Annotated in this window: 17 protein-coding genes and 1 riboswitch; of the genes, 10 read left to right on the forward strand and 7 right to left on the reverse strand. The window is 37.1% G+C overall.

Annotation, left to right across the window (positions count from 1 at the left end; translation table 11 throughout):
* The first annotated feature begins 14 nt into the window (after positions 1 to 14).
* Positions 15 to 1,166 (forward strand): isocitrate dehydrogenase (NADP(+)), encoded by a 1,152-nt coding sequence (gene icd / locus ACYQ0O_RS01430; protein ID WP_459889968.1) that lies wholly within the window; start codon positions 15 to 17, stop codon positions 1,164 to 1,166.
* A 60-nt stretch (positions 1,167 to 1,226) separates the two neighbouring features.
* On the forward strand, positions 1,227 to 2,582 hold the full coding sequence (locus ACYQ0O_RS01435; protein WP_459889970.1) for a tetratricopeptide repeat protein: 1,356 nt from the start codon (positions 1,227 to 1,229) through the stop codon (positions 2,580 to 2,582).
* A 38-nt stretch (positions 2,583 to 2,620) separates the two neighbouring features.
* Here the strand turns inward: ACYQ0O_RS01435 and ACYQ0O_RS01440 are convergent, their stop codons facing one another.
* A complete protein-coding gene (locus ACYQ0O_RS01440; protein WP_459889972.1) occupies positions 2,621 to 3,841 on the reverse strand; it encodes a replication-associated recombination protein A in 1,221 nt (406 codons plus the stop codon).
* Between the two features lie 42 nt (positions 3,842 to 3,883).
* Positions 3,884 to 4,897 carry an AmmeMemoRadiSam system radical SAM enzyme gene (gene amrS, locus ACYQ0O_RS01445; RefSeq protein ID WP_459889974.1) on the reverse strand — a complete coding sequence of 338 codons (1,014 nt, stop codon included), beginning with the start codon at positions 4,895 to 4,897 and terminating at the stop codon, positions 3,884 to 3,886.
* Positions 4,898 to 5,370: 473 nt separating this feature from the next.
* Between amrS and ACYQ0O_RS01450 the strand changes: the two genes are divergently transcribed.
* The 8 genes from ACYQ0O_RS01450 (at position 5,371) to tsaA (ending at position 14,132) form a co-directional block, all read left to right on the forward strand.
* Positions 5,371 to 6,813, forward strand: a complete 1,443-nt coding sequence (locus ACYQ0O_RS01450; RefSeq protein ID WP_459889975.1) for a B12-binding domain-containing radical SAM protein — start codon at positions 5,371 to 5,373, stop codon at positions 6,811 to 6,813.
* Between the two features lie 3 nt (positions 6,814 to 6,816).
* Positions 6,817 to 9,054, forward strand: coding sequence for an LPS-assembly protein LptD (locus tag ACYQ0O_RS01455; protein ID WP_459889977.1), 2,238 nt, complete (start codon positions 6,817 to 6,819; stop codon positions 9,052 to 9,054).
* A 45-nt stretch (positions 9,055 to 9,099) separates the two neighbouring features.
* Positions 9,100 to 10,797 (forward strand): DNA mismatch repair endonuclease MutL, encoded by a 1,698-nt coding sequence (gene mutL, locus ACYQ0O_RS01460; protein ID WP_459889979.1) that lies wholly within the window; start codon positions 9,100 to 9,102, stop codon positions 10,795 to 10,797.
* The gene (locus tag ACYQ0O_RS01465; RefSeq protein WP_459889981.1) at positions 10,794 to 11,498 is read left to right on the forward strand and encodes a class I SAM-dependent methyltransferase; all 705 of its coding nucleotides are present in this window, start codon (positions 10,794 to 10,796) and stop codon (positions 11,496 to 11,498) included. The genes mutL and ACYQ0O_RS01465 overlap by 4 nt, the downstream gene beginning before the upstream one ends.
* A complete protein-coding gene (thiL, locus tag ACYQ0O_RS01470) occupies positions 11,479 to 12,516 on the forward strand; it encodes a thiamine-phosphate kinase (RefSeq protein WP_459889983.1) in 1,038 nt (345 codons plus the stop codon). Before ACYQ0O_RS01465 ends, thiL begins: the two co-directional genes overlap by 20 nt.
* Positions 12,517 to 12,609: 93 nt before the next feature.
* Entirely contained in the window at positions 12,610 to 12,900 is a 291-nt protein-coding gene (locus ACYQ0O_RS01475; RefSeq protein WP_459889985.1) for a hypothetical protein, read from the forward strand.
* On the forward strand, positions 12,901 to 13,140 hold the full coding sequence (locus ACYQ0O_RS01480; RefSeq protein ID WP_075068133.1) for a hypothetical protein: 240 nt from the start codon (positions 12,901 to 12,903) through the stop codon (positions 13,138 to 13,140).
* 11 nt (positions 13,141 to 13,151) lie between these two features.
* Positions 13,152 to 14,132: a tRNA (N6-threonylcarbamoyladenosine(37)-N6)-methyltransferase TrmO gene (tsaA, locus tag ACYQ0O_RS01485; protein WP_459889987.1), complete on the forward strand. Its 981-nt coding sequence runs from the start codon at positions 13,152 to 13,154 to the stop codon at positions 14,130 to 14,132.
* 66 nt (positions 14,133 to 14,198) lie between these two features.
* On the opposite strand, the gene ACYQ0O_RS01490 is transcribed toward tsaA, so the two are convergent.
* From ACYQ0O_RS01490 to ACYQ0O_RS01510, 5 genes are all read right to left on the reverse strand, one after another.
* Positions 14,199 to 14,393 carry a type II toxin-antitoxin system HicA family toxin gene (locus tag ACYQ0O_RS01490; protein WP_075068136.1) on the reverse strand — a complete coding sequence of 65 codons (195 nt, stop codon included), beginning with the start codon at positions 14,391 to 14,393 and terminating at the stop codon, positions 14,199 to 14,201.
* On the reverse strand, positions 14,386 to 14,604 hold the full coding sequence (locus ACYQ0O_RS01495; RefSeq protein WP_075068137.1) for a type II toxin-antitoxin system HicB family antitoxin: 219 nt from the start codon (positions 14,602 to 14,604) through the stop codon (positions 14,386 to 14,388). The genes ACYQ0O_RS01490 and ACYQ0O_RS01495 overlap by 8 nt, the downstream gene beginning before the upstream one ends.
* Positions 14,605 to 14,812: 208 nt before the next feature.
* On the reverse strand, positions 14,813 to 15,697 hold the full coding sequence (locus ACYQ0O_RS01500) for a DUF6160 family protein (RefSeq protein WP_075068138.1): 885 nt from the start codon (positions 15,695 to 15,697) through the stop codon (positions 14,813 to 14,815).
* Positions 15,698 to 15,774: 77 nt separating this feature from the next.
* Positions 15,775 to 16,518, reverse strand: a complete 744-nt coding sequence (locus ACYQ0O_RS01505; protein ID WP_075068139.1) for a DUF6160 family protein — start codon at positions 16,516 to 16,518, stop codon at positions 15,775 to 15,777.
* Between the two features lie 42 nt (positions 16,519 to 16,560).
* A riboswitch (cyclic di-GMP riboswitch) is annotated at positions 16,561 to 16,673 on the reverse strand.
* 144 nt (positions 16,674 to 16,817) lie between these two features.
* The gene (locus ACYQ0O_RS01510) at positions 16,818 to 17,432 is read right to left on the reverse strand and encodes a hypothetical protein (protein WP_459889991.1); all 615 of its coding nucleotides are present in this window, start codon (positions 17,430 to 17,432) and stop codon (positions 16,818 to 16,820) included.
* Between the last annotated feature and the right edge of the window lie 9 nt (positions 17,433 to 17,441).

A 17,441-nucleotide genomic window follows, 5' to 3' on the forward strand; every position in this document is an offset into this window, starting at 1 on the left:
GAGGAAAAGGTGATATGGATGTGAAAAAAGTTTATTACATTGAAGGTGATGGAATAGGTCCAGAGATATTTAGGGCAGCAAAACTGGTAATTGACAGGGCAGTTGATGTGGCATCTGGAGGGGAAAAGAAGATAGAGTGGATTGAAGTTTTGGCTGGAGAAAAGGCTTACAGGGAAACTGGCTCATACCTGCCTCATGAGACCCTTAAAATATTAAGAGAAGAAGCAGAAATAGCAATAAAGGGACCACTCACAACTCCAGTAGGTAAGGGCTTTAGAAGTCTTAATGTGACTTTAAGACAGACTTTTGATCTATATGCATGTATTAGACCTGTTAGGTATTTTAAAGGCCTTGAGACCCCTGTGAAGCATCCAGAACTAGTTGATATGGTGATTTTTAGAGAAAATACAGAGGATGTGTATGCTGGGATCGAATGGGAGGCCAGTAGCAGTGAGGCAAAGCGGCTAATTGAATTCATGAAAGATGAGTTAGGTGCAGATATTGATATAAGTGCTGCAATAGGGATTAAGCCCATTACTGAAAAAGGATCAAAAAGGCTTATTCGAAAGGCCATTAGATATGCCCTGGACAACAAGAGAAAAAGTGTTACCTTAATGCATAAGGGAAATATAATGAAATTTACAGAAGGGGCATTTTACAGGTGGGGTTATGAGGTGATGGAAGAGGATGAGTTTAAAGAATTTTGTGTAAGGGAAGGTGAGGAAGTAGAGGGTAAGATAGTAATAAAAGACAGGATAGCAGACAATATGTTTCAGCAGGTATTAACCAGGCCAGCAGAATACGACGTAATTGCAACTACAAATTTAAATGGTGACTATATATCTGATGCACTGGCAGCACAGGTAGGTGGACTTGGACTTGCTCCAGGTGCAAATATAGGCGATAAGTTGGCCCTATTTGAGCCAACCCATGGTTCAGTTCCCAAAAGGGCTGGAACAGATACAGCCAATCCTTGTAGTCTAATCCTATCAGGGGCAATGATGCTTGAATACATGGGATGGATAGATGCTTCCTCAAGGATCCAGAATGCAATTGAAAAGGCGATTTCAAAAAAAGAGGTGACCCAGGATCTGGCAAGACTCATGGATGGAGCAAAGGTTGTAGGCTGTCAGAGGTTCGGAGAAATTATAGCTGAAAATCTATAATTTAATATATTGGGCCAATTATATGAATTGGCCCAGTAAAAGCAAAATAGGTTTATGTTTATGGGGATAAAAGAAAAGATAAAATTTTCCCAGTATGAGAATACAGTTATAGATTTTGTAAATAGTGGTGGGGTTTTTTTGACATACACCAGGGACAATAATTTTATAAAGCTCCTCCACAGGATGGTCTTAAAGCACCTTGGTATTAAAAAGAGTTGTATAGCCACTTGTTATTCCAAGAAGGATCTTATTGCCAGGATTAATCTGGAACTTAAAACCCAAAATAGAGTGCTGTTGTTTTTGGAGAGGGTCTATGATGGGATTCAGACCACAAATTTGCTCAGTGTTATAAGAGAGACTTATAAAGACAAGGTGTTTGTTATAATGCTCACAACTGAGGTTGAAAAGGAAGTACTTATAAAATTTTATGAGCTGGGGGCAAATAATTTTATTACCAAGCCCTTTAGTATGAATACCTTGATAGAAAAGATAGCATTTACAGTAAAGCCCCAATCAAAGTTAGGGGAGATAATTGAAGAGGCAAAGGCCTATTTAAATAAAGGTAATTTGGACCTGGCCCTGAAAAAATGTGATGAAATTTTGAAGATCAAACCAAATAGTGCTGCAGCTTACATGATAAAAGGAGACATATATAAAAAAATGGGGAATATTGAAAAGGCAAAACAGTGTTATTTAAAGGCCCACACTGATTGGAAATTGTATTTAGACCCATTGAAGAGGCTTGTTGAAATAAGTAAAGACACAGGGGATAAAAAAGCCCTGTTAGAATATCTAAAAAAATTGGATAAACTCAGTCCATTAAATGTTGAAAGAAAGGTAGAAATTGGAACTGTTTCTGTGGAAATAGGCAATAAGGAAGAAGGTGAAAAATATTTAGACAGCGCAATAACCCTTGCTACAAAACAATTAAAGGAAGAAATTGGAAATTTAGCCATAAAAATAGCAGATAACCTTATGAACCTGGATTCATCCCTGGCTGAGAAATACTATAGAAAGGCACTGGATGTTAAAAAGACCCTTGATGCCAGTGATATAGAGACCTTTAATAGACTGGGCATATGTCTAAGGCAACAGAAGAAGCCAAAATTGGCAATAGAGGAATACAAAAAGGCACTTAAGTTGGATCCCTACAACGAGAGGATTATGTATAATATGTCCATGGCATATTTGGAAGCAGGTGAGGTTGAGAAAGCAAGGGATATACTAAATGTCCTTCTCAGGAGGAATCCTGATTTCGGCAGGGACAATGAGGTGGTCTTATATAACATGGGGATGATCTTTTATAAAGGAGGAGATAAAGATAGGGCCATAGAATTTTTTAAAAAGTCCCTTAGGACAAATCCAGATTATGACCTTCCCAAAAAGGTCTTGAAAAGAATTTTAAATACACAATAACTTTTTTAACCCAAGTTTATCATTTTGACAAACTTGGTTTAGAAATCTTTTTTTATCCTGGTTTTGAGCCATTTTAACAGATATGGTTCTTTGCCATGTGTTCTTGGTTTGTAAAATTTTTTGTCCTTTAATTCATCTGGCAGATATTGTTGTTTCACCCATGCCTCTTTGTATGCATGTGGATATTTGTATCCCTTGCCGTATCCAAATTTTTTATCAAGTCCAGTTGACGGATTTTTGAGGTGTAAGGGTACGTCTAATATGGACTTTTCTTTTATCAAGCCCTGTGCTTCAAGGTATGCCCTATATGATGAGTTGCTCTTAGGGGCAAGTGATAGGTAGATGGTGGTCTCAGACATGGGGATAAAACCCTCAGGCATTCCAATTAGTTCCACTGCCTGGTAGCAGGAAACAGCCAGGGTCAGGGCATATGGGTCAGCAAGTCCAATATCCTCTGCTGCAGATATAATAAGCCTCCTGCATATAAACCTGGGATCCTCGCCAGATTCAAGCATACAGGCAAGATAATATACAGCAGCATCTGGATCACTTCCTCTAATGGACTTAATGAGTGCAGATGCAAGATGATAGTGTAGATCTCCCTGTCTGTTTCCCATAATTACCCTTTTTGGTAAGACCTCTTCTATTTTTTCAACAGTTAAATCTGATGGATCCACGTCTTTTGCAAATTCCAATATATTTAAAAGGCTCCTTGCATCCCCCATGGATACATTGATTATATAGTCAATGACATCTTCAGGGAGAGAGATGGATAACTCTTCCATGCCCTTTTGGGCGATTGTTTTTAAGTCGTCTTTTTGTAGGGGATTTAGCTTTAATACATGAAGCCTTGATAAAAGTTGCCTGGTTATTGAAAAGGAAGGATTTTCAGTGGTTGTGGCAAATAGCCTTAATTTGCCCTTTTCAAGTATGGGTAAAAATACATCCTGCTGGGCCTTTGAAAACCTGTGGATTTCATCTAAGATGAGTATATCTGTGTCCTGGATGAGCTTTTTTATTTCAGATACCCCAGTTTCAGGACCACTTAGGTGCACAATATTTTTTGAGAAATTTTTCCCAATAATTTGGGCTAAAGTAGTCTTCCCACATCCTGGAGGCCCAAAAAACAAGATATTTGGAGGGAAGGTAGCCTTAAGTATAGTGGAAATACTTTTTATAAGGTGTTTTTGCCCAACAAAATCTTCCAGTTTTTCTGGTCTAAGGCGCTCATATAGGGGAGGAATGTGGTGTTCCTTCATTTTCAGTTACTCCTATGTTGTCACAGCTTCTTTTTATTATCACTACTCCCATACCCCGGAAATGTATGTGTTGCACCTTTTGCATCTTCCCTTATACATATTCAGCACCTCAGAGCTAAATCCAATCCTTCTAATTAAAGGCTCTCCACACCCTGGACAATAGGTGTTTTCCCTGTCATTTGCAGGTACATTTCCCAGGTATACGTATTTTAGACCAATTTCTTTGCCTATCTCATATCCCATCTCCAGTGTTAATATTGGTGTTATTGTACAGTTTAGGAGTCTGTAATCTGGGTGAAATCTGGATAAGTGCCATGGCACGTCATCTCCAAGGTCATTTATTATGAATCTGGCAATTTTTGTAAGTTCTTCCCTGGAGTCGTTTTTCCCTGGTATAACCAGAGTTGTTATCTCAACATGCCATCCATATTTTTTCATTTGAATGAGATTTTTTAGAACTGGCTTTAGTCTTCCATCACACAAATTTTTGTAAAAATCATCAGAAAATGATTTTAAGTCAATATTTGCACCATGGATTATTCCATTTAATCTTTCTAAACACCTAGAACTCATAAAGCCATTGGAAACAATTACATTTTTGAGATTTTTTTTAATGGCTATTTTTGCAGTGTCTTCTAAAAGTTCAAAGAATATAGTTGGCTCAGAGTATGTATAAGATATGGAGTCACACCCATAATTAATAGATGCCTGCACTATTATTTCAGGAGTAATCTTTTCTCCAACTATTTCGTTGTGTTTTTTGGGAAATTGAGACAATGAGTGATTTTGGCAAAATGTACAGGAAAAATTGCACCCAACAGTACCTAAAGAAAAGGTCTTTGTTCCTGGAAGGAAATGGTATAAAGGTTTTTTCTCTATGGGATCAATATTTAAGGCAGCAACCTTTTCATAAGCCAAGGTATATAGTTTATTTTTTTTATTTACCCTTACTCCACATTTCCCTGTTTCCCCTTCATTTAAGATGCAAAAGTGATTACATAGCTGACATTGTAATTTTTTACCGTCTATTTTTTCCCAGAGTCTGGCATCTATCATAACTCTAACTCCTGATATTTGATTAGACAAAATTTTATAAAAATTTCTGTGGGAAAACGTTTGAACGTTGTTTTTCGTAATCCGTTTCCCGGTTTACGCTTTACGTATCAACGTCTCCCAATCAAATGCAACAATATTCCCTTTCTTCTTGCTAAATTCTATTCCAATTTTTGGATTATTATACACAATCAATATGGTTTGTAAATAATAGCTAAAATGTTTGCAAGTCACTTTCTGTAAGGCGTGAGGCAATAAAGTGTGATTGGATTTGCTGTGTTTCATTTCTAAACTTCATGTTTTGGAGAAACGTTTCCCATTATTTTTGTCTTGTTTTCCATAAGTTAAATGCTTATGAATTTATTTTTGTAACTACTCATAAACAAAAAATTTAACTGAAACAATGTATCAGTAAAAAATCGTGGGCCTAAATACTCCCTTGAGATACTACTATAATTAATATATCCTCCCCATTCATGAGATGTGCAGTTGTGATACCTCCAATTGAGGATTTTTATTATACTCCCCATAGGGGGAGTTTTTTGGGAGCGCATATTGTTAGCACTATTCTAAAATCTTTTGGTTATAGTGTTCATTTGTATTTATTTCCAAACAAAAATAAGCCCAAGATTATTCAGATCCCAGATGAATTAACTTATCTTAAGGATTTTTTGATACAAGGTGAAGTGGGTCCTTCTTCTTATTTCACCACATATAAGAGATTTGGTCCAGATTATTCAAGTGCAGCAGAGGCTATTTTAGCAAACTCTCCTGATATAGTTTTTATCTCATGTTTTGCATTTTGTTATGCATTATCCACAATTAGGCTTGCAGAAGAGCTTAAGAAAAAAGATAAAAAAATACCAATTGTATTAGGTGGGGCAGGGGCAGCGGTTTTTCCAGAATATTTTGAAAGAACAGGACTTTTTGATTCAGTTTTAAAAAAAGAGGCAGAACAAGCCATTCCAAAATTTTTTGGAAAAGACAAAAGATTTAATCTAATACCTTGTGTGGTAAATACAAAGAACACAAAAAAATTTTCTTATTATTCAACCTATTTAACCAGGGGATGTCCAAATGGCTGTGGTTTTTGTTCTGTTGCACTTGTACATGGAAAAAGAATAAGGGAGGTGGATAATAATTCTCTATTAAAACTCTTACCCAGGATGGATGATTCAAAAGTTTTTTTGTTTAATTTTGAAGATGACAATATATTGTTCAGGCGTAAATTTTTTATTGAAACACTGAAAAGAATAAAAAAAATTATCCCAAACATAATGTTTAGTTGTGAAAATGGGATAGACTATAGGTTATTGGATGAAGATTGCCTAAATGGACTTATATCCCTTGGTTTTAGACAGTTCAATTTTTCAATAGGGACAGCATGTAAAAAGATAGCCAAAAAACAAAATAGGCCCACAGATATATCTCTGTTAAAGTCCCTGCTTCAGGTATTAAATAAAAAACAAATAGATACAATTGTCTATTTTATAGCTGGTTTTCCAGATGAAAAAATAGAGGATGCAGTTTTAAATTTAATTCTGTTAATGAACCTTGGCGAAAATGTGAGGATAGGACTATCATTATTTTATCCTGTGCCAGGTATTTCTGGTTTTGAGGACCTGGATATGTTTAAAGATTTAAGTCCATCTCTTCTCTGTTCCACATCTGCGTGGCCATGGAATAAGTCCCTTTCCACCATGGATATGATTACCTTATTCAGGCTGGTCAGACTTGTTAATTTGAGTAAAAGAAAGGAGTTGGATAGTTTTATGAGAGATTTTATAAAAAGGTGTGTCATGGAAAAAAGACTCTATACCCTTATTAAGGGTAGTCCACATCCAGTGGAGGTGAGGTGTTATAATAGAGAAATGGTGAGATTATTTTTTGATGGGCTAAATAAACCTTTGTGGAGCTAGGTTATGAGGAAGCTTACCATACTGTTTGTTTTGTTTTTGTTTGTGGCAAATGGCTTTGCAAAAAAAGGCATAATGGAACTTTCAATGCAAAATGAGCCCTTTAATATATCTGCAAAAAAGGTAAAGGTAGACAGTGATAGAGACATTGTTGAAGCTTATGGTGATGTTTGTCTCATATCATCACACTATGAAATTCGTGCTGACTATGCCAAGTATGAGAAAAAAGATAAAAAAATATATTTAAAGGGAAATGTATTTGCAAGCTGGGATGGAAATAATATTCATGGCCATGAGATCTTAGTGCATGTGTCAAATTCAACTGGATGGATTAAGGGGGGAGATATATTTTATTCTGTCCCGCATCTCTATTTTAAAGGTAAAAGAATAGATAAAACAGGAGAAAAGACCTTTTCATTTAGGGATGTGGAAGTAACAGGATGTGACTCTAATGTTCCAGACTGGTCATTTTTTATAAAAAAGGGAAATATTGGAAATGATGGAGAAGCCCGTCTCTATCACGTGAAATTTAAGATAAAGGGTCATAGCTTATTTTATTTTCCTTACCTGCGTTTACCCCTACTTGTAAAGAGAAAGTCTGGATTTTTGATTCCAGAATATTCCTCTTCATCAATTGATGGTACAGGGATCAATATCCCATATTATCTGGTTTTATCAAAGGAGCAGGACATTACTTTTTATCCAGGCTACCTCAGCAAAAGGGGAGTATATAGTGGGGTGGAATATAGATTTACCCCAAATGTGGAGACCAGGGGCCTTTTTATGGTGAGTTATTTGAGAGACAAGATACAGTACGCTGCAGAATCAGATGCCCCAAGTGGTTATGGGGATGATGGTCTAATCAGGCCCAATAAAAATAGATACTGGCTAAGGGGAAAGATGGATGGCTATTTGATAAACCCTGATCTGGAGCTAAAGCTTGATATTGACTATGTTTCTGACCAGGATTTTTTGCGGAAATTTGATTCAGGATATCTTGGGTTTGATAAGAGCAGGGAACAGTTTTTAGGTGTCTTTGGCAGGGATATAAATAACAAAGACAATTTACTCAGGGAAAACACCCTGCTTATTAACAGGGGATTTGATGTTGGTAATCTATATCTAAAGGCACAGTACTATGAAAATTTAAGGTATAAAAATCACAATCTTGATCCTGTCTATGACTCAACTGTTCAGCGTGTGCCGGAAATAGGATTTAATGTATTTAAGACGCCAGTGTTTCATGGATTATTTGATTTTGAATCAGAGAATTCAATTTCATATTTTTACAGAAGGTACGGTGTACAGGGAACAAGGCTAGATATATATCCTTCCTTTAGTAAGACCATATCCACTGATATGGCAACAATTATTCCAAAAATATCAATAAGGGACACTGCATATTTTTTAAAGGACAGGGATATAGGACAAATGGATGCTTTTGAAAACAGGTATTTATTTGAATTTGATCTGGATACATCTACCCAACTAATTAAGATATTTAATCTATCTCTGAATAAAAATCCGTATTTTTTACGTCATATTGTTACTCCAGAGGTGGAGTATTTTTACAGGTCAATGAGGATCAGGGATGACATACCCGCCTTTGATTCCATTGATACCCTTACAAGAGAAAATAAAATAATATATAGTTTGGACAATCATTTTACGTTGAAGTATTTTGATGAAGATCAAAATGCATTATACAGGGATGTTCTCAGAATAAAGCTATCTCAGACCTATGATATTAAGGAGGCAGGCAGGGATACAAACTTAAAAAAATATCCAAAAAGGCCATTTACAGATATCAGGACAGAATATGAGCTATCTCCATTGGATAAATTAAAGGTTACAGGAAATATATGGTTTTCTCCGTATATTTTGGGAGTTACTGAATCTGAAAACAGGATGGACCTAAAATTTTTAAGACCAATATCTCTCTATCTATCCCATGATTATCAGAGGAAATTGACAGATGATATACACAGGCAAAACCAGGACAGACTATCAGTCCTGGAGTATGGTACTTCTATTTTTCCAAATAATAGGTGGGAGATCCAATATTCAGATAGCAGGGATCTGGATATAGGAAAGACAATTGAGAGAAAGCTTACTATTAATTATAAACACCAGTGCTGGACTGTAAAAACAGAGCTTTCCCATACAAGGGATGAAAACAGGATACTGGTGACAATTACCCTGGGCTCCCTTGGGGAGGTGTCTCAGGGATTTAATCTGGAATAGATATTAACTTAAGTTTTGATAAACAGTTAGATTGGGGTGTTTTATATGGGCAATATCAGGGTCCTTCCTGCAAATATCCAGAATATGATTGCAGCTGGAGAGGTTATTGAAAGGCCTGCAAATGTACTCAAGGAACTTATTGAAAACAGTCTTGATGCAGGGGCAGATGAGATAGCTTCTGAGATCCAGGGTGGTGGACAGGTTCTTATATTGGTGCAGGATAACGGCTCTGGGATGGATAAAGAAGATCTTATCCTGGCAGTGAAAAGACATGCAACCAGCAAGATCTGGAGCCGCGAGGACCTTTTTTCCATTGGCTCATTTGGTTTCAGGGGAGAGGCCCTGCCTTCCATTGGCTCTGTATCCCACATGATAATTTCCACAAAAAAAGAGGATAGAGATTTTGGATATATGCTTGAAATAAAATACGGAAAGCAGGGAGATGTTGGTATATGTGCCATGAATAGGGGTACTAAAGTGGAGGTGAGGGATCTCTTTTTGCAGATACCTGCAAGGCTGAAATTTCTAAAATCCACCTCAGTTGAGTCTAAAAAGTGTGAAGAGGTATTTTACAAAATTGCCCTTTGCCATACAGATAAAAGTTTTTATTTAAAGAGAGATGGGAAAATAAGGTTTGAGTTTTCAAAAGGTCAGGATGTTATATCTCGTATACGTTTAATATGGCCAAAGGACCTTGTGGATAATTTCCATGGGGTTGATTTTAAGGTTGGAGATGTATGTGTTTCAGGGTATGTGTGTGATCCTAAATATTCCCAGGCCAGGGGAGACAGGATAATATTTTTTGTAAATAACAGGCCCATTAAAGACAGAATACTTCTAAGGGCATTAAAACAGGCATATTCAGGTATGATTTTATCAAAGGAATATCCATCTGGGATAATATTTCTCCATATGCCACCAGATTTTGTGGATGTAAATGTACACCCGGCAAAGATGGAGGTTAGGTTCAAAGATGAATCCCTTGTGTTTTCAGCTCTTTTTAATGGAGTAAAAAAGGCCCTTGAAAAAAAAATCTTTGAATATTCTGCAGATGAAAATCAGGTAAGGAAAAAAAAATATCTATCAGAGGACCTTTTAAGTTATGCTGAAAAACACGGAAAAGGAGATTATTTAAAAGAGAATAATAAAGACTTTACTGTGTTATCAAAAAAGATACCAGATAGGGGTCCTGCTCATGATGGATACCAAACATGCAAGGAGTTTATCTATCTTGGACAGATAGAAGACAGTTATCTCCTTGTAAAAAACAGTGAGGGGAAACTGATTATTTTAGACCAGCATGCTGTTCATGAGAAGATATTATATGAGAGATACTCAGATAAGAGATTCAGGGCCACACAAAAACTCCTGTCCAAAATAGAGATAGATATTCCAAAAGATAGGGATATTGGATTTGTTATGGAGTTAAAAGAGATTGGGTTTGATTTTGATATAATAGATGGGAAGATATTTATTTTTGAAGTTCCCGCATATTTGAGCAGCCTAGAGGCAGAAGAGGTGATTTTAGAATATGTAAATTCAGGCAGGGATGGTATAGATGATCTCATAAAAATGGTTGCCTGCAAAAAGGCAATAAAGGCCAATACAAGATTGGAGGTGTGGGAGGCAAAAGAGCTCATTAAACAGTGGCTTGATTGCAGGGATAGGGATTTTTGTCCCCATGGTAGGCCCGCCTCAATGGTTTTGTCCAGAAAAGAACTGGATAGGATGTTTAAAAGGTGAGACTCCCTTTTATTTTTCAGGATATATCAAAATTAAAGAAAAAAGGAATATTTTTTAAGTATGAAAATGGGCGGATTGAGGTCCATTTTGAGAAATCAAAAAGACTAAAACCATTTTTCTTGGATGAGAAAAAATATCTTAAGTTAAAAAAACAGATCTCTAAGAAGCAGCCCCTTATTTCTGCAATAACAAGCAGGAGGTTCAGACCTAAGCTGGCCTTGGATCTAACAGCTGGATTTGGTTTTGATGCCCTTTGCATGGCCATATATGGAATATCAGTAATATGTATTGAGAAAAACCCAATAATATTTGCCCTGTTAAGAGAGTACATTGGCAGAATTGGGATACTGGACATGGAGGTTGCAACCAGGATTAGACCAATTTTGGAGAACTCTTTAGGTGTTTTAAAAAAGGTGGGGCAGGATATTCCTTATCCAGATGTCATTTATTTAGACCCCTTTTTCCCGGACCACAGTAAAAGGCGTGCCAGGGAAAAGAAATATATGCATGTAATCAGGATGTTAGCACAAGGTGAAGGGGATGATCTGTATGAGCTACTTGAAAATGGTTTTTGGGCCACAAAATCAAGGGTGGTCTTAAAGAGGCCTTTACATGCTAAGGCTATTTTTATTGGAAAAATTGGGCCTGAGTATCAGGTAAAGGGCAGGGGGCACAGGTTTGATGTGTACATCAAAAAATAGAGATACATTTATATCTGAAGAGGAGTTTCTGGATTTTTTAGATGGATTTTTCTGTCAAAAAGAGGGTGTTATCCTTGGCAGGGGAGATGACTGTGCAATTATAGAGGCTGAAAGAGAGATGCTCATCTCCCAGGATATTTTCCTGGAGAATGTGCACTTTGATATGAGATATTTCTCTCCATATGCCATTGGATACAAGGCCCTTGCAGTAAATATTTCTGATATACTGGCAATGGGTGGGATTCCCCTTGGTTTCACCATGTCTATTATGATAAATAAAAAAAATGCAACCAGGACCTTTTTTGAAGAATTTTTCAAGGGTATGGCATTTTTATCTAAAAAATACAATCTTTACCTTGCAGGGGGTGATATATCTTTTTCAGAGGTATTTGGAGTGGATATAACTATCTGGGGAAAAAAGAAAGAGAGGTATCTATACAGAAAGACAGGATATGTTGGAGATCTAATCTTTGTAACAGGAGATATTGGACTGTCTCGGGCAGGGCTTTATGCATTGAAAATGGGTATTCAACATGGGTTTAAAGAAGCAAAAAAGGCTCATCTAATGCCCAAGATATATTATACAGAATCCAGGTGCATTGTAAGAAATTTAGATGTAACATCTCTTATGGATGTATCAGATGGGGTTTTAAAGGATATAAAAAGGCTTATACCAGATAACTCTGGTGCATATTTGAAAATAGACAGTACAATACTACATGCAGAAGTGGTTTTAATGGCTCAGATGGTGGGGGAAGATCCAGTAATCTTTGCTACAAAAGGCGGTGAGGACTATGTGCTTATGGGTACTGTTAGACCTAAGGGGGTAAATTCACTTAAAAAGGCTATTTCAGGACTAAAGATAATAGGAGAGGTCTCAGAAGGTGGGGAATTTTTAGTAAATGGAATTAAGGTTAAAGGAGGATTTGACCATTTTGGATTTTGTGATAGTATAAAAACAAAAGAGTCTTTCATAAAGATTTCCATGCAAGATAGCAGGCAGGATAATCAGGATTAATTTAAAAAAATTGTCCCAGGACATTCCCTTTACACAGGATTTTTTATGGGTTAAAAATATAACAAAAAATGGGAAGTTAAAATTATGTCTGTTATGAGTGTAAGCCTTTTTAAGAAATTAGAGACAGTTGAGCCTTCATTGAGGGAAGTGTTGTTTGCAATTTTAGAGGAGATTGAAAAGCAGCAAAAAGAAAGAGTAACCAGGGATGATTTTAGAGAACTTAAAGACATTGTTGCTGGTTTATTGGAGTCTCATAAAAATGCTGAAAAACGACTTGCAAAGTTAGAAGAAGCTGTAGCTGAACTTTTAGATGCCCAGAAGAGGAGACAGAAAAGAGGCTCAATGAACTCACAGAAGCCCAGAGGAAAACAGAAGAAAGGTTAAATGAATTTGCAGAAGCCCAGAAGAAAACAGAACAGGAGATCTCCAGGCTTGTTAAGCGAATGGACGTATTTGATAGATCGTCTTGAAGGAATATCCCATTCAGTTGGATATTTACTTGAAAATAAGGCCTACAAATCACTTCCCCTTTTTCTTTTTGTTGCCCACGATTTTCCACCCGATATTGAGGGATTTTTAAATATGCATAATATTGCATATGTCTGGTCATATGAATTTGAATAAGGGAGATTTTTGTGTTGGTTGAAATTAAATTTATTGGAAGGATAAGGTCTGTTTTTAAACACATCTCTGAGTGTCCAAAACAGCCTACCCATGACCTGGAACCATCAGAGCTAATAATTGATGGAGATTATCTTGATGCAGCACATGGGCTGAAGGTTGGTGATGAGATATATGTCTTTACCTGGCTAAATAAGGCGGATAGAGGAGTTTTAAGGTGTCATCCCAGGGGAGATAGATTCAGACCAAAAAAAGGAGTTTTTGCAACAAGATCACCGAATCGGCCAAATCCAATTGGCCTTCACAGGGTGAGGACTTTAAATATTGAAGAAAATGTCCTTTTGATCCATCCAATTGAGGTTATAGACAATACCCCTGTAATAGACATAAAGATTGGAACTTATGGAAAGTATATAAGTAGTTTTGGGCCATATGTAGACCCTGATATAGCCAGGGATATTAGAAAGATTGGACATAGGGCATGGAATAGGTCCCTTATATCTGGGCTTAGTGGAAATATCAGTGTGCTTGATGATGAAGGGAGGATGGTTATCACAAAAAGTGGTGTGAATAAAGGGATGATTGAGCCTGGTGACCTTGCTGTCTATGATATATTAAGGGACACGCCTATCTTTGGCATGCCTTCATCTGAATACAGGATGCATATAAATATTTACAAAAATCAACAGAGTAGTAGGGCAATTTTACATACCCATCCCCTTAACGTTATTTTGGCAACACATAGATTTGGAAATTTTCTGGAAAAAATAGATGTATATGAAAAGGATCTGTTTTTGGAAAAATTGGGGTTTGTTGAGCCATTTAGTCCAGGTTCAATTGAGCTTGCACAGGCAGTTGGTAAGGTCAGCAGGACCAGGCAGTTTATTGTCTTAAAAAAACATGGGCTAATTGTTCATGGAAAAGATCTAAAAGAGTGTTTGTCCTTGTCTGAAGAGCTGGAAAAATTGGCAGAAATGGCAATTAAATGGGAATAACTTTGCTCACCTGCCGCTATGAAGAGCAGCGGAATAGCGGTCAGATGAAGCGATTTGTTGGCCAAATCATTTTTCTATCGCTTCCATAAGTGCCTTGATAATTTTTGGATGTAATATTTTTCCCTTATGAAACGGAAGCACAAATCTTTCTTTCTCCTTTTGATATATTCTGTGGCTTCCTTTACTTCTTATATGTTTGAATCCCGCTTTTAGAAGCATCTTTTCAGCTTCTTCTGGGGTCAGTCTTGGTAATTTAGGCAACGTTAACCTCTAAAGATGTTGTTAGGATTTCTTGGGAAAGGCAGTATTCTCTTTCTTCAGGAGATAAAGTTTCAAGATACAGTTCTATGGCTTCTTTTATATTTTCAAGAACCTCTTCCAAGGTATCAGCTTGAGTATGGCATCCTTTTAACTCAGGACAGAATGCGAAATATCCATTTTTGTCTTTTTCAATCACTATGTTTACTTTCATCGTGTATCGCTCCTTATAGTTTTATTTATGGCTAACCACTTTTTATGTGTCCATGTCTGGCCATTTTGATAGCATGAATGCGTATTTTTTATTTTCTATTTCCATACCACATGTGCTCCATTTATGGTGGATTATATAAATTAACTATAGCTATCATTCCAATAAGTCAACTTTTTGTAAAAAATGGGGGGTGAATGGGTTAAAACTGTTAAGGGATAAGTCTTATATGCATCCTGTGCACATGGATTCCGTCAATTGCAATTGGTCCAAAATTTGTGTCACCAACCTGGAAATTGCTTATCCTTATGCTCCCCTCCATTGGAAGGTTAATCAAGATTTGAGCCAGATTGGTGTTGGGATCAACACCTACGTCCAGTGTCCCGGGATTATAGGTTGACCCACCATAGGGATTTAAGTCCCCAAACTGGAATTGTCCGTTAGGCTTCCATGTGGATGGATCAGTTGGATCGTCCTCTGGATTTGTGGTAAAGTCCTTGACCATGTAGAATTTGTCAAAGTGGAGGGATTTATGATTTGGGGTGTTGTTTTCATTGTATTGGTATTTGTAGTCAAAGTTTGTAATCTCAAGGCCTAAATTATACTGAAAGTCCACACCATCTGAGTGTCCTGTTGCATAATACCTGTGGGAATATGGGTGTATTTCATCTATATCTAGAGATCCAATTTTCTTTTGACAAAAATCAATAGAACCTGCGTGGAAATCAAATCTGTGGTCAAAGTCATCTGCTACAAATGATACCATTGGTATTGAGTCGGGATTTTGAAATACATCTATAACAACCCCTGTTTTTAAGTTGTCCCCATTTGTATCCACATTTCCAGTGGATAGGGTCTCTAAGATCTCAATGTTATTAAAAAAAATAGTTCCATTTGTCCCATCTGGAGAATCAGTATCCTTGTATCCAATATATTCAAAATTTCTATAGGTCTTGTAATTTGAGATCCCAATGGTAACCCCTGCCTGACCAACCACCCTGTCCATGTCACCATCTGTTAGCTTAATCATTTTTGAGACTGAATTAATTGGCAGGAGGATCAGGAGTGTTAAAAGAGCTATTATTGATACTATCATTAAATGACCCCTTTTTTAAATATAAAAAATCACCCAGGGGCAGGGTAACCCCCAGGTGATTTTGTTTATCCAAAGAATTAATGAGGAGCGATTTCGATCACACCGTCTAAGATTGCCAATGTGGTCTTGCCAATGTAGAAGGTGCCAAAGTCGTGACCATTTATTGAATCTAAATTGTCATCATCTAGTGGATTGAGTCCACTCAAAGCAATTTCAATTGTCATATCACTTTGAACAATTTCCAGGGTTCCAAGACCGATCATAACGCCAGCGAAGTTAGTATCTGGGATATGTATGTCTTGAGCCGCTAGAACGCCAGCATCCCATGCTGCACCTGCAGAAAGAACTGGCAATCTATCTGTTACGTCTATGGTAATTGGCTTGGCCAAGAAAGCAGTATTGTCAGCATTATTGGTGTAATCTACTTTTGCACCGTAAGTTCCTTGAAGTTCCCTTCCTATTGAATGAATGGCAGTTATCTCACCAGTAGTGCTATTAACATCTGCAGAAGTAATTGCATTAACATTTACCATTACCTCTAAATCCTTGATTCCAACACTTGCACCATTTCCGCTGTATTGGGTATGTAAATAATTTGCCCCAGGATCAGTAGAGTTACTAGGAGCAGTGACATCCAATCCATCAGTATCAGTGTACCACAATCCCTGAATGTGTTGGTACAACTTGACATCGTCAACTGCAATTGATACACCAGCTTGACCTGTGATGGAATCCATCTGGTCGTTTGAGATGGCCTTCATGGCCATTGCTGAACCTGCAACCATTAGCAAGGCTGCTAACATTACTAATACCTTTTTCATAAGATCCTCCTATGATAAGAATTTGGTTTGAAAATTCTTACCATAGGTAGCCCGACCAACCAGGTGCCTGCTATGTCCCCCACATATCTTTAGGCAGGTGCCTGGTCTCGTTGGCTTTCCGTCCCAGGGTTACCCCTGGTTTGGCTTTTTCTATGGCACCTAAAATAAACCTTTAACCCAATTTTAAAAGAACAAACTTAAACCTTAGAGAGCTTGCATTACCTCGCTCCCCATATAAAAAACTCCTTCTAACCCCTCACATCACCTCCTTTATGGTTATTTTTGTTTTTATTGGGCTTTTAATTGCCTTGAGCCCCTCCAAAGTCATACCAGATCCCTGCATCCTGTCCCTGACACTTGATTGTTATGATCAGGGGATCGTGGTTAAAGGTGTATGTCTTTACACCTTCAGCCTGCCTTGGAAGATAACCTAATCTTGATAAACTCTGAAAATCTGCCTTTAATGTGCCTACCACATCTTGAAACCCAAGTTTCACTTCAACTAACTGCCTGTTTGCTGGATCATCCATGTTCTCAAACTTTGCCTCAAATACAAATCCATTCATCTTGAGATCAGATGTTGAATCTCCCATCTGGACGTCCGTCCAGTTTTGGTCCCAACCAATGCCATTTCCATTGTCCCAGTATCCCATTTTCATTGAATCAATATCTGTATATGTCTCAACTTCCACATTAAATCCCATATGAGCAATGTCATAGATTCCATCGTTTATGAGCTGAACACTTGAAAAACCACCACCTGTAATTTCATTTAACTGGCTGTCTGACATTTTCACCATTTTACTAAATCCATTTGTGAATACCAAAAAAATAATCGCTACCTCAAATAGAACAAGTAAACCTTGTTTAACTGATTTTTTAAAAAAAATATTTAGTGCAAGCTTACTTACCATAAGGTCACT

The organism is Desulfothermus okinawensis JCM 13304 (genome assembly GCF_054654515.1).

Excerpts from the sequence above, each read along its gene's own strand:
- icd (WP_459889968.1), top strand. The coding sequence starts at position 15 with ATGGATGTGAAAAAAGTTTATTACATTGAAGGTGATGGAATAGGTCCA.
- ACYQ0O_RS01435 (WP_459889970.1), top strand. The coding sequence starts at position 1,227 with ATGGGGATAAAAGAAAAGATAAAATTTTCCCAGTATGAGAATACAGTT.
- ACYQ0O_RS01440 (WP_459889972.1), bottom strand. The coding sequence starts at position 3,841 with ATGAAGGAACACCACATTCCTCCCCTATATGAGCGCCTTAGACCAGAA.
- amrS (WP_459889974.1), bottom strand. The coding sequence starts at position 4,897 with ATGATAGATGCCAGACTCTGGGAAAAAATAGACGGTAAAAAATTACAA.
- ACYQ0O_RS01450 (WP_459889975.1), top strand. The coding sequence starts at position 5,371 with ATGAGATGTGCAGTTGTGATACCTCCAATTGAGGATTTTTATTATACT.
- ACYQ0O_RS01455 (WP_459889977.1), top strand. The coding sequence starts at position 6,817 with ATGAGGAAGCTTACCATACTGTTTGTTTTGTTTTTGTTTGTGGCAAAT.
- mutL (WP_459889979.1), top strand. The coding sequence starts at position 9,100 with ATGGGCAATATCAGGGTCCTTCCTGCAAATATCCAGAATATGATTGCA.
- thiL (WP_459889983.1), top strand. The coding sequence starts at position 11,479 with ATGTGTACATCAAAAAATAGAGATACATTTATATCTGAAGAGGAGTTT.
- ACYQ0O_RS01475 (WP_459889985.1), top strand. The coding sequence starts at position 12,610 with ATGAGTGTAAGCCTTTTTAAGAAATTAGAGACAGTTGAGCCTTCATTG.
- ACYQ0O_RS01480 (WP_075068133.1), top strand. The coding sequence starts at position 12,901 with ATGAATTTGCAGAAGCCCAGAAGAAAACAGAACAGGAGATCTCCAGGC.
- ACYQ0O_RS01495 (WP_075068137.1), bottom strand. The coding sequence starts at position 14,604 with ATGAAAGTAAACATAGTGATTGAAAAAGACAAAAATGGATATTTCGCA.
- ACYQ0O_RS01500 (WP_075068138.1), bottom strand. The coding sequence starts at position 15,697 with ATGATAGTATCAATAATAGCTCTTTTAACACTCCTGATCCTCCTGCCA.
- ACYQ0O_RS01505 (WP_075068139.1), bottom strand. The coding sequence starts at position 16,518 with ATGAAAAAGGTATTAGTAATGTTAGCAGCCTTGCTAATGGTTGCAGGT.
- ACYQ0O_RS01510 (WP_459889991.1), bottom strand. The coding sequence starts at position 17,432 with ATGGTAAGTAAGCTTGCACTAAATATTTTTTTTAAAAAATCAGTTAAA.